Source organism: Pseudohongiella sp. SYSU M77423 (genome assembly GCF_029911965.1).
Lineage (GTDB): Bacteria > Pseudomonadota > Gammaproteobacteria > Pseudomonadales > Pseudohongiellaceae > Pseudohongiella.
On the sequence record NZ_JARYTH010000001.1, the window covers coordinates 457367 to 478071 of the forward strand.

The window sequence follows — 20705 nt, forward strand, 5'->3', positions numbered from 1 at the left end:
TTTATCAAGCTGATCATTCCTGCAGTCTCAGGGTCCTCAATTCCGGGTCAGCCAGAATATCAGCTTCATGAAACGGCAGATCAAGCCACATACTCTGGGAGTATAACCGCGTCTGGTCGGCAAAGTGTGGCGATCGTGGATCTTCCGACTGTGAATAACTCAGAATACCGGTGGGATTGACCCTGCCGTCCGCATCCCAGCTGACCACCTGCATGTAGCTGTTGCCGTGCAGAATCGGCGTATAGGCGCCAGCTTCCGGGTTGAAGCGGCTGGTGATGACACTCCACATGCCGGCCCCGCCATCGCCACCGGGAATCGGTATGTTCTCGTCGTTGCGCGGTTCGTACTGCAATGTGCCAAGCTCGGCATCCAGCGCCACACCCTGGTCCTGCCAGAAGGTCTGGGCATGCGCCAGCGACTCCAGTACAGCCTGGCGCACTTCGGTGCGGTCCAGCGCCAGATCCCGGGGCGTATTGACCGGATCGGCCACATCAAACGGCACCGAAAACAGATTGTCGGTGCCAGACACGTCACGCCAGAACTCGCGCCAGACATGCGCGCCGCGGCTGTCGATGTCTTCGCGACGGTCCCAGGCTGCCAGCGCCTCACAGGCAGGCGTCACATCAACTTCGCTGTCATCCAGGGTCACGGGCTGCTCTGCGCTTTCACACAGCGCCAGCACATCATCGAGATGCTGCTCGGCACCATAGTGCCGATGACTGAACAGCATGTCCTGCAGGTCCTGCGGGCCCATCTTTTCGCCCGCCGCCTGCTTTTGCTGCAAGGCCTCTTCAATAAATGTCAGCCCTGCCCGTGTGCGCAGGCTGACCATGGAGCGTTCGCTGCCGATGATGGGTGAATAACCCTCCAGCGGTTCGCGGGGTGTTGAGAGCCAGTAGCTGTCGTTGGCGTTATGCACGTAATCGTCACGGCGCAGACGCGGCATATTGTCTGCCGGCATGGCGCCAGGTACTTCTGATTGATCGGACGCATACCATTCACAGGACGGATCGGCGCCGTTCAGGATAACCAGGCGTGACGGCACACCTTTGGCTGGCACCCGGCAACGCTCGAACAGCTCCGCATCGACATTCGGCACAACACTGATGTCCGCGTAGAAAGCCGTACCGTGCCGGTCGGCGGCAATGGTATTCACCCAGGATACGCCCTGCATGCTCAGTGCAGCTTCGACATCATCAATGCTTTCAGCTTTGTTCAGCGCATCATAGGTGGCGGCCGACTTATCGTTGTACAGATTGACGTCGCGTATGGCGAAGGCCATCGACTCTGTCCAGGGCAATTGCGCCGAAACGACTACCGGCCCATAGTGCGTCGAATAAACAGTGTGCGTTTCTGTGCCACCGTCGACGGGCACATCAATGGTGATCTCTTCCATGTCCCGGTACTCATCACCGTACCGGTAGCGGGTAGGATCCTCCGGATCAAGCTCCAGCGCGTACAGTGTGGAACGCATGCCAGTGGACACTGTATGGGTCCAGGCAACATCATGATTGAAGCCGATGGACACACGACTGGTGGTGTACAGACTGACGCCCATCACGTCCAATTCACCGGGAATCGTGGTGTGGATCATGTGAAAGCGCGACGAACCCTGCCAGGGGTAATGCGGATTACCCAGCAGAATGCCACTGCCGTTTTCTGTAACCTCACCACCCAAAGCGACAGCATTGCTGCCAATGCCGGTCAGTTGATCAAAGTCGGTCGCCACGACAGCCACCTCGGTGCCGGGTGGCGCGGCGTTAGCCATTTCACGCTGGAACAGGCCCAGTCCATAACGAATGCCCACTCCCACGGTGAGTTTGTCGACATCTCTTTCTGTCAGCTGCCGCACCCAGTCGGCGCCCGCACATGCCGGTGGCAAATTACTGGCATTCTCGCTGAGGTAACGGTTATACCCCGCTACATAACCCGCCGAGAAGTCGATGGTCTGCTCACTCTGTCCCTGCCGGAAACGCTCGATCATGGCATCGTCCAGCACGGCCCGGTGAAACACATCACTCTCATAGTTACCACCGTCGCGCCCGAAGTTGGCGGACAGCTCCCCGTTCACCATCAGCACATCGCGGGCTATGGTGCAGATCGCATCATTGGCTGTGGCGTAGGCAAAACCATACCCCAGGCTGCCCCAGTCATCTGCTTTGACGTGCGGGATACCGTTACTGGTCCAGCGAATTTCAGTGTCGTAAAGATAGTCAGGCGCCGCATCGGTCATTGCTTCGTGAACGGTGTCAGGCGCCGGTTCGGAGCAGGCCGCCAGCAGTATCATGGCCGAGGCCAGCCCCAGAGCCCGCGTCAGGGAGGACTTTGAAACGAGAGGGCTTACATTACCGCATGGATCGTGATTCTCTGAGGATGGAGCCTGGTACATGATTGTTCTCCATAGATCGGTGGGTTCACGCCTGATGTGTTTACTGAATCGCGACTTTCGAGCATAGAATCAGCTTACGCCCTTGTCAAAGCGGGCATTTATTGCTCCTGTCAGTCAAACCGAGTAGGCTTTTGCCACGGTTATGAACACATTCATAATTTACGACAACAATAATTGCAAGGAGATCGCCAGCGATGAGCCGCCTCAAGCCACTCTTATATGCTCTGCTCACGGTGATGCTGATTGGCAGCAAGGCACCGGCGGCGCTGGCGCAGTCCTCCGCACAGCAGCCCGCTACCGAAGCTACTGCGCGCCAGCAGCAGATGCTGAGGGATACCCTGCCCTTCGCAGACCAGCGCGACTTCGAGGAATCCCAACGGGGTTTTATCGCCGCACCCGGCTATCGGCAGATTCTCGGTGCAGCCGGTAATGTAGTCTGGGATATGGGACGATATGATTTTCTGCTCAATGGGCAGGACTACGACAGTATCCACCCTTCATTGCAGCGTCAGGCAACCCTCAACATGAATTACGGCCTGTATGAAGTGGTGCCAGATTTCATTTACCAGATCCGTGGCTACGACCTGGCCAATATGACGCTGGTGCGCGGTGAGCGCGGCTGGATTCTGTTCGATGTTCTACTGACGCGGGAAACCGCAGCCGCGGCGCTGGCATTTGCCAATGAGCAACTGGGTGAGCGACCGGTGACTGCTGTTGTCTACTCGCATTCTCACATCGATCACTTTGGCGGAGTGCGGGGTGTTGTTGACGAGGCAGATGTACAGTCCGGGCAGGTCGATATCTATGCACCGGTGGGATTCATGGATGAAGCCATTGCCGAAAATGTCTACGCGGGCAATGCCATGAGTCGCCGCGCCTCCTATCAATACGGCAATCCCCTGGCCGCCAGCCCTTTTGGGCAGGTGGATTCAGCCATCGGCAAGGCACTGGCGCGGGGCAGCAGTGGCCTGATCGCCCCCACTGTTGTGATTCGCGACGACTTTGAAGAACACACGATTGATGGCGTGCGTGTTGTATTTCAGAATACACCTGGCACTGAGGCCCCGGCCGAGATGAATGCCTGGTTCCCGGACAGCCGGGTTTTCTGGGCCGCCGAGAATATCACCGCCACCATTCACAACATTTACACACTGCGTGGCGCACTGGTGCGCGATGCATTGGCTTGGTCCAGACAGATCAATGAGGCGCTTTACCGCTTCGGACAGCAGGCGGAGGTGATGGTGTCTTCGCACAACTGGCCACGCTGGGGCAACGAGCGCATCCAGGAAGTGATGCGCGATCAGCGCGATGCCTATGCCAACCTGAACAACCAGGTGCTGAATCTGGCCAACCGTGGCGTCACCATCAATGAAATGCACAACGAGTATCAGGTACCGCAATCTCTGCAGCAAAGCTGGGCTGTGCGGCAGTACCACGGCTCCGAATTCCATAACTCCCGCGCGGTCATCAATCGCTACCTGGGTTATTGGGATGGTAACCCGGCGACTCTGGTGCCGCTGTCTCCGGCCGACTCGGCCCCACTCTATATCGAAATGATGGGAGGCGCGGACGCCGTGCTGGAGCGCGGCCAGGCGCTGTTTGATGAGGGGCGGTATCACCTGGCCATGGAGATAGTAAACAAACTGGTCTATGCCGAGCCTGACAATCAGGACGGCAAGAACCTGTTGGCGGGCATTTTCGAACAGCTGGGTTATCAGTATGAAAGTGCCAGTGTTCGCAATGCATTTCTGGTTGCTGCGCAGGAATTGCGCTATGGCGTCGCGCCAGCCGGACCGGCGCGTGGCACCAGCCCTGATCTGGCGCGCGCGATGACCACACTGCAGTGGTGGGACGCCATGGCAACCCGGGTCGACAGCCAGCGTGCCGACGGCATGGCGTTTATCATCAATTTTGTGACACCTGACACTAGCGAGACATTTGTCATAGAAATGCGCAGTGGAACGCTGACTGCGATCGCCGGATATCAATCTGAAGAGGCCAGTGCAACAATCAGATTGAACCGCAGCATTCTCGATCAGGTCATCATGGGACAGACCACGCTGGCAGCTCAGCTCACGTCGGGCGCAGGCGAGGTTGAGGGTGATATCGGCGTGCTGCAGCAACTGGCCTCAGTGCTGGTCGAGTTTGATCCGGTGTTTGAGATCATGCCTGGCACGGCTGCCAGCCAGTAAGATGCTGGGCGGCTAACGACGGCCCCTGGATCAGTGAACCGTCACATGCGGTGCCAGCTCAATGGCCTGCAGACGATTACCCAACAGCTCGACGGAGCCTGGATAACGCTCGGTTCCGGTGGATGAAAACTCAAAGTCATAGCGGCGGAACCAGGCCAGCAAACCGTCCTGGCCCCGGCGTAGCCGGCTTTTGCGCAGCACCATGCTCTGATCGAGCAGCTGCAGGTCCAGCTCGGCACAGCGCTGCGCTGCATATTGCAGGGCGAAAGCCTTGGCATCGCGCGAGCGCCACCAGTGGTTGACCAGCAGCGCCAGCAAAGCCAGCCAGACCATATCCATTAATGTGAACATCTACCTATGTACCACGATCCTGATTATGAGAAACTTCAGCATCATAGCAAAAACAGGAGGCTGGCTGGCGATGAACAGGAAATTCAGAACGTGGCTTACCATAAGCGCGGTGTTGTTATCACTTGGGCTGGGCAGCACGCATACACGGGCACAGGAGAACCCTTTGATGGATGAACAATCGCCAATAGACGGCATCAGCTTTAGGTACATCGAGACAAACGGCATTCGCATGCGGCTGGCCACCATGGGTGACTCCGGCCCGCTGGTCATCATGGCGCATGGCTGGCCAGAGTCCTGGTATTCCTGGCGCCACCAGATCAAGGCTGTTGCCGAGGCTGGTTATCGGGTGGTTGCGCCTGACATGCGCGGATATGGCGGCACCGACGCACCACCCGATGTTGAGGATTACGATATTGTGACCATAGCCGCCGATATTGTTGGCATCGTCGATGCCTATGGCGAGGATCAGGCGATCCTGATCGGCCATGACTGGGGCTCCATCGTAGCCTGGAACACAGTCCTGTTGCACCCGGAGCGCTTTTCGGCGCTGGTCGCCATGAGCGTCCCCTACAGCGGACGTGCTGCGGAATCGCCACTGGTGAGCTGGCGCAACGCATACGGCGATAACTTCTACTACATCCTCTATCACCAGGAACCCGGCGTGGCTGAGGCTGAATATGACGCTGATCCGCGCGGCATCCTGAGCCGGCTGTACCTGTCGCCGGACTCACCGCGCCATCCGCCACAGGTCACAGACCGTCATCGTTCGGCAGGTGGCTGGATTCCGCGACTCGGCGCACCGGTCGGGCTGCCTGACTGGCTGACCGAAGAAGATCTCGATTACTTTGTTAAGCAGTTCACCGCGGCTGGCTTTCGCGGCGGCGTTAACTACTACCGCAACTTTCACCGCAACTGGGAAATCACACCGCAACTGGCCAACGCCCGTGTCACGGTGCCAACCCTGTTTATTGCCGGTGAGAATGATGTGGTGATCGCCGGCGCCAGCCAAGGTCGTCTGGAAGGCGCCATGCGTCGAGTGGTGGACGACCTGCGCGGCGTCATACTGCTGCCGGAGGCCGGTCACTGGATTCAGCAGGAGCTGCCGGAAGAAACCAATGCAGCCCTGCTGGAGTTTCTGGAGGGTCTGTAAGCCTTAAATCATGGACTGCTGGTAATTCTCGATACCGACATTGTCGATCAGTTGCAGCTGGGTCTCCAGCCAGTCAACGTGTTCTTCTTCGCTTTCCAGAATGGACACCAGCAGTTCACGGCTGCCGTAGTCGCGGATGGATTCGGCATACTCGATACCATCGCGCAGATCAGGAATGGCCTGATTCTCCAGCTTGAGATCACACTCCAGCATTTCACGTGTATGTTCGCCGATCAGCAGTTTGCCCAGGCTCTGCAGGTTGGGAAGCCCTTCCAGGTAGAGGATACGCTCGATCAGCTGATCGGCATGCTTCATCTCGTCAATTGACTCTTCGTATTCCTTGTCCGCCAGTTTGGTCAAGCCGCGGTCCTTGAACATACGCGAGTGCAGAAAATACTGGTTGATGGCAACCAGCTCATTCCCCAACGCCTTGTTCAGGTGTTTGATCATGGTTTTATCGGATTTCATAGCCTGCTCCTTCGGACTGCATTGATTCTTAGGCGCAAGCGTGCGTTGAATACTGGCAAAAGTCAAGCCAGAAATTTATTCAAGTTATTGATAATAATGAAAAAAGAGAAAGAGAATGATTGCGATTGGCACCTGCAGACGCGATGGCGTCAGGCGGCGTAGGCAATGGACGATGTATCGACCTGTTGAGCGACTTCTGCCATGATTTGTTTAGCGAATTTGCCACAACGACCGCAGTCACTGGCCAGACCTAGCTCGGCACGTACTTCGCTCATGGAAACTGAACGACCTTTGCAGAACTCGCGAATCTGAGTATCAGTGATTTGCTGGCAGATGCATACGTACATGGGCGCTTTTCTCGTTTGCAGGTCTCGTTAGCAGGTTTACTACTGGCGGGTGTTGCAGTGTGGATTCGGCCAGTGAATGCAAGCTTAAATGCAAATAAGAATGATTGTCAATAGCGCTCGTAAAAAAGATGAGAATTATTTGCATGCCACCACGCCGGGGGGTAGCTTAGGCACATGCAGCGCTCTGTCGGTGCCGGCAGCAACGACAATAAAGCAACTTATAAGCACAATAACGACAACGCAGGAGCGAGCCATGAAACTTTTCATGATCCCGATTCTGGCCAGCTTTACTTTCGGGGCGGTAGCCGCCGAGCTGCCCAGAACGCCTGAGGGCAAACCCGACCTTCAGGGTATCTGGACCAATGCCACACAGACGCCTCTGGAGCGACCTGAGCGGTTTGGTGAGCGGCAGGCGATGTCTGAAGAAGAGGCGATTGAACTGCAGCAGCGCGCACTGGCCGCAGAGGAACGCGGCAACGCTCCCAGTGACCCCGACCGACCACCACCCAGCGACGGCAATACCGCAGCGGCATATAACCTGTTCTGGCTGGATCGTGGCAGCCAGGTGCTGCACATCGATGGGGAATATCGCACATCAATGATCATCGACCCGCCAGATGGTCAGATACCCTTTCGTGAGGGCGCACCCGAACAGAACATGATGGAGCGCTGGCGCGACGAGCATGGTGATGAGGCGTTTCTGGGTCCGGAAATGGCGACAATCGGTGAGCGCTGCCTGTTGTTCTATGACTTCCGCACATCCAATTCCAGCGCCGGCCCGCCCATGATGCCCATCATCTATAACAACAACTATCAGATCATACAGACTGAGGACTATGTGGTGATCATGGCGGAGATGATGCACGACGCGCGCATCATCCGCCTGAACGATGAACACCAGCCGCCCGAGATCTACAAATGGATGGGCGACTCCACGGGCTACTGGGACAACGATACGCTGGTCATCAGCACTCGCCACCTGCATCCGCAGCAATCGCACTACGGCTCAGGGCCCGGCCTTGAAGTGACCGAGCGACTGCGAATGGTCTCTGAAACGGAAATCGTGTACAGCTTTACCATGAACGACCCGGTGGCCTACACGGCGCCCTGGACGGCAGAGATGGTGCTTTACGCCCGACCGGAGGGTGAACGCATTTACGAGTACGCATGCCATGAGGGCAACTATGCCCTGCCCGGCATACTGGCTGGCACCCGACGCCAGGAGCAGGCTGACGCCGACCCGGAGTAAATGGGTGGTGTAATCGCTAACTGCCCTGACAGCCCAGGCTTCAGACAGGGCCGCGCTCCCACGGGCCCCAGATAGCAAAGGTGATGCCTGGATTCTGCACATTGATGAACAGAAACTCGCCTGAGGGATCGAAGCAGGCACCGGCAATTTCGGTCTGTCGATAGTCACCCGGTTCGGTAATTTTGCCGCTCACCGTAATATCGGTGTCAGACAGGACAACGTTATTCTTGACCAGAACGTAGGACTCACCGGTCGGCGTCAGCCCCATCACGCGTTCACCGGGTCCAAACTCGTCTTCGACGCCGCCACCATCCTCACACATCAGGATGCCGCCCCGGGGACTGACGGTTACGTTGTCCGGGTTATTGGCCATATTGGCATCGGTGGAGGCAAAGATGCAGCGCATTCGATTCTCGTGTGGATCCAGCATCCACACCGCACCTTCACCATAACCCGCGCGCCCTGCGTCATTGACGCCAGCACTGGTGTCGACGATGTACATCAGGCCCTCGTGGTACCAGATACCCTCACCACGGCTTATCGTGAACGCACCCGCCGCGCGAGCCTGCAGGCAGGGCCCACTGGTGTCGCCTTGCGGGTCCATATCCGGGTCTGCGATGTCGACCCACTCCAGCTCGTATTCATCACCCATTGCCGGGGCCAGCAATTCGGCGCCGTGCATGGATTTGATGCGGGCAGCCTGCAGGCGCCCGCCCTGCTCCAGAGACCCGGCCTGTTGACTGGTATTGTCTGGCACATAGCGGTAGATCGGGGACTGATTGCGATTGTCTTCGGTCAGGTAGGCGTAGCTGCTTACCGGATCAATAGCCACCGCCTCATGCTCAAAACGCCCCATGCCGACGATAGGCACGCCCGACGTTTCTGCCGGATCTGCCGGCACCTCAAACACATAACCATGACGACGGCCGCCAGTCGCGCTGGCATCGTGGATGGTTTCTTCACAGCTCAGCCACGTGCCCCACGGCGTGACGCCGCCAGCACAGTTGACCATGGTGCCACCCAGGCTTGGCAGCGTCTGAATCTCCCGGCGGTTGCTGCGCGAGAAATGAATCGTGGTATTGCCGCCACCCGCGCGGGCGCTCTCCGACACCATACCTTCATCATATACGGTGGCAGCTGATATCGGACGACCAGAGCCCACCTCGTGATTGCGCACCAGAATGATGGTGTCATCATCAACTGCAATTACACCCATGCCATCGTGCCGTGCCGGTACAGGGTTGCCATCCGCCATGGCGTCGCCCGCCCAGGACAGACTGGCGTAGGAGAAACCTTCCGGCAACTGCAGCAGCTCCAGGCCCGTCACTTCATCCTTGACCGGACGTATTGGTCCATAAGGGCTGTCCATGCGTCGAGATGCGGGGCCGCCTGCAGAGACCTGACGTGTCGACAAAGACTGGAATGCCTGAACTAAAGGAGAGGACACAAGGGCTGCTGTCATGGCACTACCCCTAAGGAAATTGCGGCGCGAGCCGATAACAGTATTGGGTCGCTCACGCTTGGAATTGAATTTTGAGTTGGTCATTGTGTGATTCACCAGATTCATTATTTATCACTTGATCAGGCCGGCAATTTCAGCACAAGCATGTGACAGGAAAATAACAATACTGCGCCATGAACCGAAACGACAAGGATCGCGTATCAATTCACGGTGCGATCGCAGTAGTAGGTCTTTCGTCCAAGTTAATTCTTCATCATTAAGCGAATCAGTATTATGGCTATATCACTATCGTCGCCCATTTCCGCCGCGCCGTCTGACCGTTCCTCAACTCCCGCCTCGAGACATACATCAGGCGCCGCAGTCAGTAACAACAGTCACTGGTATCTCGAAAAGACCAACCGCATCATGATTGGTGTACTGATCGGCTGCCAGTTGTACGCACTGGCGCTGGCACCGTGGCATGGTACCTGGGGGGTAGCGCTGTTGGTGGGTGGTGGCACTCTGACTGCAACCATCATCGCCTGGAAGGGGCAGCTGCTGGGGAGGCATTTACCGAGCCTTATTGCTGCTGCCTTCATGGTCATGTCAGCACTGCACATTCACCAGAGCCATGGAACCATCGAGATGCACTTCTCGATTTTCGTGTTACTGGCGCTTCTGATTGCATATCGCGACTGGCGGCCTATCGCCGTCGCAACAATTGTGATCGCAGCACACCACTTCCTGTTCTTTTACATGCAAATCAACGGCTTCCCTGTCTGGGTGACCGAACATGCTCACTGGAGCATGATATTTGTTCATGCCGGCTATGTACTGGTCGAGGCCGCAGCATTGTTCTACCTGGCCAAACTGGCAGCGGCGGATGCCGCGGAAGGGCAGGCACTGGCCTCAGCGTGCGAACAGCTGACGCGCGACGACGATCGCATGGACTTGACCCTGAAGGTCAATCACGACACGGAAGCTGGACAATCTTTCGACCGCTTCCTGGGGCAACTGCGAACGCTGGTCATTGATGTACAGGATCGACTCAGGACTCTTCAGCAGATGGGCGAGGCATTGACGCGCAATGCTGCCGATGTCGAACAGGGCGCCGAGCGGCAGACATCGGTCAATCAACAGATGATTGATGCCATGCAGGAGATGAGCACTGCGACTGCAACGGTAGCCCAGTATGCTCAATATGCAGCTAACGGTGCCAATACTGCCAATGAACTCGCCGCCGACAGTGGTTCCGCTGTGCAGCGTATCAGCAGCAGCATCAACACTCTGAAGAGCGATATCGACATCACCAGCAAAGCGGTAGGCGACACTGCCAGTCAGGCGAACGACATCGATAAAGTGGTAGACATCATCAAGGACATCGCCGAACAGACCAACCTTCTGGCGCTGAATGCGGCCATCGAAGCAGCCCGCGCTGGAGACCACGGGCGCGGCTTTGCTGTAGTGGCAGATCAGGTGCGGTCGCTGTCTCGACGCAGCTCTGAATCGACCAAGGAGATTCAGCAACTGGTCAAACGACTTCAGCAGACCTCTGACTCAGCCCGCCAGGCCATGACGCGCAGCCAGGAAGCTGTGGGTGAGTGTCTGGTATCAGCAAATGAAGGTACCAGCACCCTCCAGCAGCTGACACATGAGATTTCGCAAATGGCCAGTCAGAACGACATGATTGCTGCCTCAGCGCAACAGCAGTCAGTGTCGGGAGATCAGGTCGTCAACAATCTGCAGTCAGTCAATGAAATCGCCTCCCAGAATCTTAAAAAGGCGCGCGAACTGTCTGGCATCAGCGACTCTCTGCACCAGCTGAGCGATTCGTTGCAGCATCAGTTATCGCGCTTTGATTCAGGCCGAAAGGGCTGATTGGTGCGAGCTGGACTGATACTGGGCGATCAACTGGACAGAGACCTGCCTACACTGGAGGCGCTTGACCGCGGGAAGGATCTCGTTGTCATGGCAGAGCTTTATGAAGAAGCCACCTATGTCAAACACCACAAACAAAAGATTGCCCTGCTATTCAGTGGCATGCGACATTTTGCCAGCGAGCTGGAAGCCGATGGCTGGCGTGTTCACTATTACAAATATGAGCCTGACAGCCGACTGAAAAAGTTTGCGGATGTCATCAAAGAAGTTGCTGGCAAACACAGGGTCGACAGCTGGGTTGTTACCGAGTGCGGCGAGCATCGCCTGCAACAGCAGATCGACAACTGGTCATCAGAGCTTGATATTGAGGTCTCCGTTCTGGGTGACTGCCGATTCATTTGCGACAAAAAAGAATTTGCCGAGTGGGCGCAAGGCAAAAAACAGTTACGCATGGAATATTTCTATCGGCAGATGCGGCGCAAAACCGGATTACTGATGGAGGACGACCAGCCAGCTGGAGGTGAGTGGAACTACGATACTGAAAACCGCAAGTCGCTGCGTGATGACGTAGACATACCGGATCGCAAAGGCTTTGATGTGGACAGTGTTGATCGTGAAGTCATCAAGCTTGTCGCTGAGAACTTTTCTGACCATCCAGGTCATCTGGATGCGGACGCTGATCAGTTTCAGTGGCCAAGAACACGCAAGCAGGCGCAGTCTGCGTTACGCTTTTTCGTCAAACACTGCCTGCCCGATTTTGGCCAGTACCAGGATGCCATGAGCCACCGGCAGCCCTTCCTGTTTCATAGCCTGCTGGCCACCAGTCTGAATATGGGCCTCCTGTCCCCTGTCGAAGTGTGCAAGGCAGCGGAACGTGCCTGGCAAAAAGGTGATGTGCCCATCAACGCCGCCGAAGGATTCATACGACAGATCATCGGCTGGCGCGAATACGTGCGCGGGCTTTACTGGTGGCTGATGCCAGACTATGCCGAACACAACCACTTCAGGAATCAGCGCAATCTTCCAGCGTGTTACTGGACCGGTGACACGCGCATGAACTGTATGGCACAGAGTCTGAAAAACACCTTCGACAATGCCTACGCACACCACATTCAACGCCTTATGGTTACCGGCAATTTTGCATTGCTGACCGGCGTTGAGCCAACGCAGATCTGCGACTGGTATCTGGCGGTTTACGCAGACGCCTACGACTGGGTGGAGCTGCCCAACACGCTGGGCATGGTCATGCACGCCGATGGCGGCCTGATGGCCAGCAAACCCTATGCCGCGTCCGGTTCGTACATCAACCGGATGTCGGACTACTGCAAACACTGCCATTACTCGGTAAAAACAGCGGTGGATGATGACAGCTGTCCCTTCAACAGTCTTTACTGGCATTTCATCATGCGACATGACACGCTATTGAGAGACAATCCGCGCATGAGTATGATTTATCGTAATCTCGATAAAATGTCCGATGACAAAAAGCGGGCACTGAAAAAACGCGGTGACTTTGTTCTGGAGCACATTGATGCGCTGTGAGACCGTGGACAGCCTTATGGTCGTGTACAAACGGGTTCTGCATACCACCTTGATTGCAGCTGCCATGGGCATGCTGGTGGCCTGCACGGGCGCGCCGCCAGGCGAGTTGAGCGTCGTCGACGACTTTCAGCTGCAGCGCTATCTGGGACAGTGGTATGAGATCGCCAGACTGGACCATCGCTTCGAGCGCGGGCTCAGCCATGTGACAGCGGAGTATTCAGAAAACCCGAACGGCAGCATCGCCGTGATCAACCGCGGCTATAATGCCGAGAACGGTGAGTGGGAACAGGCGACAGGCCGGGCACGATTCGCCGGAGAGTCATCTCAGGGGGCGCTGGAAGTCAGCTTCTTCGGCCCTTTCTACGCATCCTACAATATCGTTGCACTGGATCAGGATGCTTATGAATGGGCGCTGATAACTGGCAACAACTACAACTACCTGTGGATACTGGCCAGGCAGAAAGATCTGGCGGCAGATACACAGGCTCGCCTTGTGTCGATGGCGGAACAGGCCGGCTTTGCCACCGACGAGCTGATTTTTGTCGAGCATAAGTCAGATGCGCCGGTTGAAGCGGAATAATTCAACCCGGCCAGTCGTTTACTGATTAACCCAGGACGCAAAAGGAGTATATTATGTCTACCACTGGCAAACTTATTGGTACAGCAGTCATGACCGCAGCGCTTGCTGCATGCACCACGATCAATCCCTACACAGGCGAACAGCAGACCAGCCGCGCCGCGACCTATGGTGCGATCGGTGGTGTTGTGTGTGGACTGATCGGCGCCGCTGAAAGCGGCACGCGAGCCCGCAATGCTGCTCTCGGTTGTGGCGCAATTGGCGCTGGCGTGGGCGCTTATATGGACGCCCAGGAAGCAGAGTTGCGCCAGGAGCTACAGGGTAGCGGGGTGCAGGTACAACGCAATGGCGATCAACTGGAATTGATCATGCCTGGTAACATCACCTTTAATACCAATGAATACTCAATTCGCCCAAATTTCCACTCGGTGCTGGATTCCGTTTCTCAGGTTCTCGCCAAGTATGTAGACACACGTTTACGCGTAACAGGCCATACCGACTCCACCGGCTCGCGCGATTACAACTACAACCTGTCGGATCGCCGCGCCAATAGCGTGGCCAATTATCTCGCCGCAAACGGCATCGACCAGGGCCGACTGATCACTCAGGGTGTGGGTCCAGATCAGCCAATTGCCAGCAACGACACTGAATCAGGTCGCGCCATGAACCGCCGCGTTGAATTACAGATCGTGGCCATTCAGAACTGAAGATATCCATGATCCAGAAGACGGGATGGCGGTGACAAAATGTCGGTGACCAAGGGCGCTGCTTTAACGATACGCAACGCCAGACTGGAGGATCTTGACGCACTCCACGCTCTCGAGAATGTCTGCTTTGACACTGACAGATTGAGCCGCCGTCGGCTGCGTCACTGGATCCTGGCGAGCAACCGCGAATTTATGGTTGCTGAAAACCAGCAACAAATTCTCGGCTATGGGCTGGTGCTGTTCCACGGCGCCACCCATCTCGCCCGCCTGTATTCGATAGCCATTTCACCCGATGCCCGCGGGCAGGGTGTAGGCCGCGCGCTTCTGCAGGCACTGGAAACCGCTGCCGCGAATCGCGATCGCTTTTTCATGAGGCTGGAGGTTGCCACAGATAACCCATCCGCCATACACCTCTACCAGTCGTCTGGCTATGTTGCCTTCGATACCCTGACCGATTATTACGAGGATCATGGCGATGCCCTGCGCATGCAGAAGATCATTCGTTATGCGCCCAAGCGTCGCCGCGGTAATGATGTGCCCTGGTATCAGCAGTCCACTGCATTCACCTGCGGCCCGGCAGCCCTTATGATGGCGATGGCCGCACTGGATAGAAAACGCGTACCCAATCAGGCCACAGAGCTCGATATATGGCGCGAGGCTACCACCATCTTCATGACATCAGGGCATGGCGGCTGTCATCCACTTGGACTGGCGCTGGCGGCTGCGAAACGCGGGTTCAAACCAACTGTTTTTGTTAATCAGAGTGGCCCGCTATTTCTGGAGGGGGTTCGTGACCCGGAAAAGAAAACCATCATGGCGCTGGTTCATGAGCAGTTTGAGCAACGCGTCGCCAAGAAAGAAATTCATGTGGAGCGACGTGACGTAAGTCAGGATGATATAGAACACGCCATCAAAAACGGATCAGTTGTGCTGGCATTGATCAGCAGCTACAGGCTGGATCGCAAGAAAGCGCCTCACTGGGTGACAATTACTGCTTTCGACGATGCCTGCTTTTACATACACGACCCTGACCCGTCATTTGAGGAACAGACAGGCCTGGACTGCGAAGACCTGCCAATTGCCAGGTCAGACTTTGCCCGCATGTCCCAGTTTGGCAAGGACAGATTGCGGGCGGCCCTTATTATTTCCAGAAAGAGTATATCCAGAAAGAAAACAGCGGCGCGTTAGCGGCCGCGGTTCTCCAGACGGCGGGCGAACTCCGCCATGATCTGCATGTAAAGCTCATCGCCAATGAACTCATCCTCAACACCGTGTTCAAGGCTGGGGTTGTCATTAACCTCGATCACATAGACCTTATTCCCCTGCTGCTTGATGTCGATGCCGTAGAGACCATCACCAATGATGCGAGCGGATTTCATGGCGGCATCCAGTACCGCCTTGGGGACCTCATAGGTTGGCAGAGTCTCCCAGCCACCACTGCCAACACGTCCCTCGCCATGCTTGTATATCTGCCAGTGCCCTTTTGCCATGAAATAGCGACAGGCAAAAAGTGGCCGATTGTTCAAAACACCAATTCGCCAGTCGTACTCTGTGTAGAGGTATTCCTGGGCGAGAATCAGCGCCGATTTCTTCAGTAGCTCTGACAGTTTTTGACGCAGCGATTCACGATCCTCTGCTTTCATGACACCAACGGAAAATGCGCTGTTAGGGATCTTCAGCACGATCGGGTATTCAAAAGCGGCCTCCAGCTCGTCCAGAGCGACGTCATTGCTCGAAGACACAATTCGCGTCTTGGGCGTTGGCACACCACTATAGGTAAAGGCATCCTGCAGAAACACTTTATTGCAGCAGCGCAGGATGGATGTGGGATCATCTATGACCACCAGGCCTTCTATCTCTGCCTTGCGCGCAAAGCGATAGGTATGGTGATCAATGGCGGTTGTTTCGCGCAGAAACAATGCGTCGAACTCATTCAGACGGGCGTAGTCCTGCGGGCCGATGATCTCTACTGCAAAGCCGATTTTTTCGGCAGCACGTGTCATGCGTTTGATGGCGCTTTTGTCGCTGGGCGGCAGTTGCTCCTCCGGATTGACCAGTATCGCCATGTCCCAGCGAGCCGATTTACTGCTGCGAGGTTTACGCCACAGACTTTTGGTGAAACGTTCCAGCGCATCTACAAACACCGGCATCTCGTCCGTTTCGAGTTCGGCGTAGGCAACAGCACGAATCGAGCGAACCTGCCACCCGTCACCGGCATGCATCAACACTGCCTCAAGAATCGGACAGGGAAAGCGCTCGAACAGGCGGCGCGCCAGGATTTTTAACTGTGGATACTCAGTTCTGCCAAAGTAGACACGCAGGCGATAGCCATCATCTGTCTGCACCAGTTCATCGGTGTCGATTTCCTCCAGCACTTCACTGGCCATGACCAGCGTCAACTGCTGGCTGCTGAGATCCGTCAGTGTGTTGATGGGAGGCATGACCTTATGCCCACGCGCTTCTGCAAGCAGCGAGCAGTAGTAGCCTTTACTGAGGTACTGATCGGTATTGCAAAGATTGATGATGCGGGTTTTCTTTTCGCCTTTGACGGGATGTTCCGTCAGATAGGTTTCAAAACTGATGACCGCCTGACCCTGCAGCTGGTGTTCCCAGCCTTCGATATCATCAACCACCAGATAGAGCTGTGACATGCTAACCTCGTCATTAACCGGGTTGACCGTGACGTCGCTGACGCCACAGTTCAAGAATATTGCTGGCATACATCAGCGCCAGTATCGATACCACTATGGTAATGACAAACCACTGAATAGCATAGCCAATATGTGTCCGGGTTGAGACGCTGGGAGCCTGCCAATGGCGGGCCAGCACACCTGGCTGATCTGCTTCCAGGCGCAATAGATACGGGTAGACCGGCTCACCCAGCAGACGCTCGGCCTGCGCTACATTCAGGCGTGACAGACTGACTGGCCAGCTCTGGTCTGTCACTGTCGCAGGCGGAATTTCCTCATCTGGCAGATAGACTTCGGCCACCACGCTCTGCAGTCCACTGACCTCAGGTACCTGCGGCTCACCACCGTCATCGGCTGGGGCCAGCCAGCCCCGACTGACCAGTGCCAGCGATCCATCGCTCAGTCGAAATGGCGTAACAACCTCAAACCCGGCCTGGCCACGATAAAACTGAAAAGTCACCAGAAACGAAATGCTGGTTTCATATTCACCCTGCACTACAACTCGGCTCTGATTGCCAAACAGCGCAGTCTGTTCGGCCTGCTCAAGAGGCAATGGATCCGCCAAAGCGCGCTGTTCCAGTGCCTGTGCCATCGCCCGTTTTTCTTCGGCGCGATCGAGTTGCCAGAACGCCAGACTGATAAACATGCCCAGACTGGATATAAAACACAGCAGAACCAGCCAGTTGATCGTGATGTGTAATTTCCCGAGCCGCAGGATCATGGTCAGGCCGCGCTCATTCAGGAATAGTGATATCAATCGGCTGCACTTCGCCGTATTGCTGCAATTGATCACCCAGCTCGGCCTGATTACCCACAACCAGAATGCGCAGGCTGTCGGGGCGCAGATAACGCTGCGCCACCGACTGTACATCGGCCACTGTCACCTGCCGTACCTCTTCAACCAGTCGCTCAAAGGTATCGGGCGGCAAGCCGGCGTAGTCATTGCTCATTCTTTCGCGCAGCACAGAACTGATGCTGGGATATTGAAAGACCAGCGTGTTAAGGAACTGTTCCTTGGTCTGGCTCAGTTCTTCTTCGCTGATAGGTTCCTGTTGAATTCGTTCGATCTGCGCAATGATGGCGTTGATTGCCTCACTGGTGGTTTCACTCTGTGTCATCACTCCTGCGGAGAATGTGCCTGGGAAATATACGCCACTGCCGTAGCTGCCAAATACAGAATAGGCCAAACCCATCTCGCTGCGCACCACCTGCATGAGACGGCTGGAAAAACCGCCGCTGAGCACGCGATTCATCACCTGCAGCGCGGCATAGTCGGGGTTGTCTCGCATGCCGCCGATGTGTCCCATCAGGATATAACTTTGATTGACATCGGGTTTGTCGACAAAATAAATCCCGGGTTCAAACTCGTAATCGACCTCGGGGAACTTCAGCTCGTTCTTCTCGCCGGCCGGTAAATCACCAAACGCCTGTTCCAGCAGCGTCTTCATTTCCTCCATATCAAAGTTACCAGTAACACCTACCATCAGGTTACTGCCAACAACGGCCTGTGCATGGAAGTCGATCATGTCTTCGCGAGTGATATTGTCAAGCGTGGCATACTCAACTCGGCGGGAATACCGACTGTCCTCGCCGTAGATGATGCGCTGGAATTCACGATTGGCAACACTGCCCTGTTCGTCATTGCGGCGGGCAATCAGACTGGCCTGCTGGGTTTTTGCCAGCTCAATACGAGGCTCGGGAAATGCCGGCTGACGCAACACGTCCATGAACACGGGCAACAGTCGTTCGAAGTCCTCGCTTAGCACATTCATGGTGGCACTGCCGGACGTAAAACCGAACTGCGTTTCAATAATCGCCGCACGATTTTCCAGCAATTCGTTCAATGCGTCACCTGGATATTCGTTGGTTCCCCCGCTGCGCATGACGGTGCCAACCAGGCTGTTCAGGCCAACTTTATCATCCGGAATGTTGACTCCACCGGCGCGGATAAGAACTGTCACATCGATCAGTGGCAGTTCGGCATCCTGAACCAGGTAGAAGCGCACACCATTGTCGATTTCAAATATCTCCAGCTCCGGCATGTCAAAACTGTTCAGCTCAGGGTAGTCGAACGACTCCCAGACATCCTGCTGGGCATGAACCCCGATGCTGAAAGTGACAGCCAGCACCGCGATCCAGATCTGCTGTTGAATACGCTGTTTCATTCAGCACCTCCTGCCATCGCATTGCGAACCATGCCAACCGTGCGGCTGGTTTCGACCAGATATTCATTGGCGACTCGCTGCAGATCTTCAAGTGTGACCTGCTCCAGCTCCTCGAGATAGGAGAAAGCATCCTGCCAGCTGCCGAGCTGAGCGTGAGCCTGGGCAAGATTAAGCGCCAGCCCCATATTAGAGTTAAGACCCCGCACGACCGAAGCGCGTGAATTGGTGACCGCCCGATCCAGTTCTTCCTGGCGGATATCACCCTGCTTGGCCTTATCGATTTCTTCGTTAAGCACACGCTCGATGTCTTCCAGCGGCACACCCATATTGGGCACAGCGAAGGTTACAAACAAAGCAGGGAAACGCACGCCCGGGAAACCGGTGAGAGCCTGAACACCCAGCGCCAGACGTTCGTCCTGCACCATACGTCGATAAAGGCGTGATGTGCGCCCAGACGACAGAATCTGGCTTAACAGTTCAAGCGCTGCTGCATCCGGGTGATCGGCGGCAACCGTTTTGTAACCCGCGATGAACAGGGGCTGACTGGTATCTTCGATGACAAAGCGTCGTTCGCCGCGCTGCTCGGGCTCAATAGTCTTGACGCTGGGCGGGTGTGGTGCGGCCGGCATGGGACCAAAGTACTGCTCCGCCAGCTCGCGCATGCGAGCCGGATCGACATCACCGGCAATCGCGATGGTCATGTTGGAAGGAACATAATAGGTCTCATAAAAGCGCTGTGTGTCGGCGATGGTTGTGGCAATGATGTCGGACTCCCAACCCACCACCGGATTGCGATAGGGGTGGGCCGAGTACGCCACGCTCAGGAATTCTTCCAGCAACCTGCCCTGTGGACTGGAGTCGGTGCGCATGCGCCGCTCTTCCATGATCACATCTTTTTCCACGTAGAATTCGCGGAATACGGGAAATCGAAAACGTTGTGACTCAAGGTAGAACCACAGTTCAGCCTTGTTCTGAGGCAGCGAATAGAAGTAGCCAGTGGCATCAGCACTGGTGAAAGCGTTCAGCCCCACGCCGCCCTCTCGCTCGATAATCTGGGAGAACTCCTCACTTTGAATATACTGACCAGCCTGCTCCTGCCAGTGCTCAAATTCCTGCCACAGAGCCTGTCGCTCCTCTTCGCTGGCATTGTCCCGATACCCTGCCTCCATCCACGCCGTATAGGCGGCATCCATTTTATCCAGTGCCAGCTGCTCGGCTTCGTAGTCACTGGTGCCGATGGTGCGTGTGCCCTTAAAGGCCATGTGCTCAAAAATATGAGCAACACCAGTGTTGTTGACGGGCTCATCTGCACCGCCGACATTAACAAAGGTGACAAACGTGGCAATCGGTGCAACCGGCCGTTCAATAATAATAAAATGCAGGCCGTTATTCAGTGTGAACTCGCTTACCCTTTCTGCCAGCGCTTCAATATCCTGAGCACTGGCGCTGATCGCAGTCAGCATGGACAGCGCCAGAATGCCCGCTGTCAGTCGATGTCGCCATTGGCTGATTGAGTCAGTCATACCTTTCCCTCGTTTCGCCATGTTCTTTTCAATTGC

The 20705-nt window shown here is 55.9% G+C and carries 17 protein-coding genes; 8 read left to right on the forward strand and 9 right to left on the reverse strand.

Annotated elements, in window-relative coordinates:
• Window positions 1-13 precede the first annotated feature (13 nt).
• Window positions 14-2389: a penicillin acylase family protein gene (locus tag QGM61_RS01980; RefSeq protein WP_281131693.1), complete on the reverse strand. Its 2376-nt coding sequence runs from the start codon at window positions 2387-2389 to the stop codon at window positions 14-16.
• A gap of 194 nt (window positions 2390-2583) precedes the next feature.
• On the opposite strand from QGM61_RS01980, the gene QGM61_RS01985 reads away from it, so the two are divergent.
• The gene (locus tag QGM61_RS01985; RefSeq protein ID WP_317622120.1) at window positions 2584-4581 is read left to right on the forward strand and encodes an alkyl/aryl-sulfatase; all 1998 of its coding nucleotides are present in this window, start codon (window positions 2584-2586) and stop codon (window positions 4579-4581) included.
• 30 nt (window positions 4582-4611) lie between these two features.
• Here QGM61_RS01985 and QGM61_RS01990 read toward each other — a convergent pair whose 3' ends face one another.
• Complete coding sequence (locus QGM61_RS01990) at window positions 4612-4932, reverse strand: DUF3301 domain-containing protein (protein ID WP_281131694.1); 321 nt, start codon at window positions 4930-4932, stop codon at window positions 4612-4614.
• A gap of 166 nt (window positions 4933-5098) precedes the next feature.
• Between QGM61_RS01990 and QGM61_RS01995 the strand changes: the two genes are divergently transcribed.
• Window positions 5099-6082, forward strand: a complete 984-nt coding sequence (locus tag QGM61_RS01995; RefSeq protein ID WP_281131695.1) for an alpha/beta fold hydrolase — start codon at window positions 5099-5101, stop codon at window positions 6080-6082.
• A 3-nt stretch (window positions 6083-6085) separates the two neighbouring features.
• On the opposite strand, the gene bfr is transcribed toward QGM61_RS01995, so the two are convergent.
• Window positions 6086-6550: a bacterioferritin gene (gene bfr / locus QGM61_RS02000; protein ID WP_281131696.1), complete on the reverse strand. Its 465-nt coding sequence runs from the start codon at window positions 6548-6550 to the stop codon at window positions 6086-6088.
• Between the two features lie 149 nt (window positions 6551-6699).
• Window positions 6700-6897, reverse strand: coding sequence for a (2Fe-2S)-binding protein (locus tag QGM61_RS02005; RefSeq protein ID WP_237133071.1), 198 nt, complete (start codon window positions 6895-6897; stop codon window positions 6700-6702).
• 253 nt (window positions 6898-7150) lie between these two features.
• On the opposite strand from QGM61_RS02005, the gene QGM61_RS02010 reads away from it, so the two are divergent.
• On the forward strand, window positions 7151-8146 hold the full coding sequence (locus QGM61_RS02010; RefSeq protein WP_281131697.1) for a hypothetical protein: 996 nt from the start codon (window positions 7151-7153) through the stop codon (window positions 8144-8146).
• A gap of 40 nt (window positions 8147-8186) precedes the next feature.
• Here the strand turns inward: QGM61_RS02010 and QGM61_RS02015 are convergent, their stop codons facing one another.
• Entirely contained in the window at window positions 8187-9608 is a 1422-nt protein-coding gene (locus QGM61_RS02015) for a PhoX family protein (RefSeq protein ID WP_281131698.1), read from the reverse strand.
• A gap of 273 nt (window positions 9609-9881) precedes the next feature.
• Between QGM61_RS02015 and QGM61_RS02020 the strand changes: the two genes are divergently transcribed.
• The 5 genes from QGM61_RS02020 to QGM61_RS02040 are packed head-to-tail and all read left to right on the forward strand — an operon-like array spanning window position 9882 to window position 15479.
• Window positions 9882-11465, forward strand: coding sequence for a methyl-accepting chemotaxis protein (locus tag QGM61_RS02020; RefSeq protein ID WP_281131699.1), 1584 nt, complete (start codon window positions 9882-9884; stop codon window positions 11463-11465).
• 3 nt (window positions 11466-11468) lie between these two features.
• On the forward strand, window positions 11469-13007 hold the full coding sequence (locus tag QGM61_RS02025) for a cryptochrome/photolyase family protein (protein ID WP_281131700.1): 1539 nt from the start codon (window positions 11469-11471) through the stop codon (window positions 13005-13007).
• Window positions 12997-13587, forward strand: a complete 591-nt coding sequence (locus tag QGM61_RS02030; RefSeq protein ID WP_281131701.1) for a lipocalin family protein — start codon at window positions 12997-12999, stop codon at window positions 13585-13587. Before QGM61_RS02025 ends, QGM61_RS02030 begins: the two co-directional genes overlap by 11 nt.
• Window positions 13588-13640: 53 nt before the next feature.
• Window positions 13641-14291, forward strand: coding sequence for an OmpA family protein (locus QGM61_RS02035; protein ID WP_237133065.1), 651 nt, complete (start codon window positions 13641-13643; stop codon window positions 14289-14291).
• Window positions 14292-14330: 39 nt separating this feature from the next.
• The gene (locus tag QGM61_RS02040; RefSeq protein WP_237133064.1) at window positions 14331-15479 is read left to right on the forward strand and encodes a GNAT family N-acetyltransferase/peptidase C39 family protein; all 1149 of its coding nucleotides are present in this window, start codon (window positions 14331-14333) and stop codon (window positions 15477-15479) included.
• Here the strand turns inward: QGM61_RS02040 and QGM61_RS02045 are convergent.
• Genes QGM61_RS02045 through QGM61_RS02060 form a run of 4 tightly spaced genes read right to left on the reverse strand, consistent with a single transcriptional unit; the run spans window position 15476 to window position 20669 of the window.
• The gene (locus QGM61_RS02045; protein ID WP_317622121.1) at window positions 15476-17011 is read right to left on the reverse strand and encodes a RimK family protein; all 1536 of its coding nucleotides are present in this window, start codon (window positions 17009-17011) and stop codon (window positions 15476-15478) included. The two genes, QGM61_RS02040 and QGM61_RS02045, sit on opposite strands and share 4 nt — an antisense overlap.
• Complete coding sequence (locus QGM61_RS02050) at window positions 16956-17738, reverse strand: SURF1 family protein (protein WP_237133063.1); 783 nt, start codon at window positions 17736-17738, stop codon at window positions 16956-16958. The genes QGM61_RS02045 and QGM61_RS02050 overlap by 56 nt, the downstream gene beginning before the upstream one ends.
• Window positions 17716-19146 carry a M16 family metallopeptidase gene (locus QGM61_RS02055; RefSeq protein WP_281131702.1) on the reverse strand — a complete coding sequence of 477 codons (1431 nt, stop codon included), beginning with the start codon at window positions 19144-19146 and terminating at the stop codon, window positions 17716-17718. The genes QGM61_RS02050 and QGM61_RS02055 overlap by 23 nt, the downstream gene beginning before the upstream one ends.
• Window positions 19143-20669, reverse strand: a complete 1527-nt coding sequence (locus tag QGM61_RS02060; RefSeq protein ID WP_281131703.1) for a M16 family metallopeptidase — start codon at window positions 20667-20669, stop codon at window positions 19143-19145. The genes QGM61_RS02055 and QGM61_RS02060 overlap by 4 nt, the downstream gene beginning before the upstream one ends.
• Between the last annotated feature and the right edge of the window lie 36 nt (window positions 20670-20705).

Coding starts and splice junctions, on each gene's coding strand:
- QGM61_RS02010 (WP_281131697.1), top strand. CDS start 7,151: ATGAAACTTTTCATGATCCCGATTCTGGCCAGCTTTACTTTCGGGGCG.
- QGM61_RS02020 (WP_281131699.1), top strand. CDS start 9,882: ATGGCTATATCACTATCGTCGCCCATTTCCGCCGCGCCGTCTGACCGT.
- QGM61_RS02015 (WP_281131698.1), bottom strand. CDS start 9,608: ATGACAGCAGCCCTTGTGTCCTCTCCTTTAGTTCAGGCATTCCAGTCT.
- QGM61_RS01985 (WP_317622120.1), top strand. CDS start 2,584: ATGAGCCGCCTCAAGCCACTCTTATATGCTCTGCTCACGGTGATGCTG.
- bfr (WP_281131696.1), bottom strand. CDS start 6,550: ATGAAATCCGATAAAACCATGATCAAACACCTGAACAAGGCGTTGGGG.
- QGM61_RS02035 (WP_237133065.1), top strand. CDS start 13,641: ATGTCTACCACTGGCAAACTTATTGGTACAGCAGTCATGACCGCAGCG.
- QGM61_RS02005 (WP_237133071.1), bottom strand. CDS start 6,897: ATGTACGTATGCATCTGCCAGCAAATCACTGATACTCAGATTCGCGAG.
- QGM61_RS02060 (WP_281131703.1), bottom strand. CDS start 20,669: ATGACTGACTCAATCAGCCAATGGCGACATCGACTGACAGCGGGCATT.
- QGM61_RS01980 (WP_281131693.1), bottom strand. CDS start 2,389: ATGTACCAGGCTCCATCCTCAGAGAATCACGATCCATGCGGTAATGTA.
- QGM61_RS01990 (WP_281131694.1), bottom strand. CDS start 4,932: ATGTTCACATTAATGGATATGGTCTGGCTGGCTTTGCTGGCGCTGCTG.
- QGM61_RS01995 (WP_281131695.1), top strand. CDS start 5,099: ATGGATGAACAATCGCCAATAGACGGCATCAGCTTTAGGTACATCGAG.
- QGM61_RS02030 (WP_281131701.1), top strand. CDS start 12,997: ATGCGCTGTGAGACCGTGGACAGCCTTATGGTCGTGTACAAACGGGTT.
- QGM61_RS02045 (WP_317622121.1), bottom strand. CDS start 17,011: ATGCCAGCAATATTCTTGAACTGTGGCGTCAGCGACGTCACGGTCAAC.
- QGM61_RS02055 (WP_281131702.1), bottom strand. CDS start 19,146: ATGAAACAGCGTATTCAACAGCAGATCTGGATCGCGGTGCTGGCTGTC.
- QGM61_RS02040 (WP_237133064.1), top strand. CDS start 14,331: ATGTCGGTGACCAAGGGCGCTGCTTTAACGATACGCAACGCCAGACTG.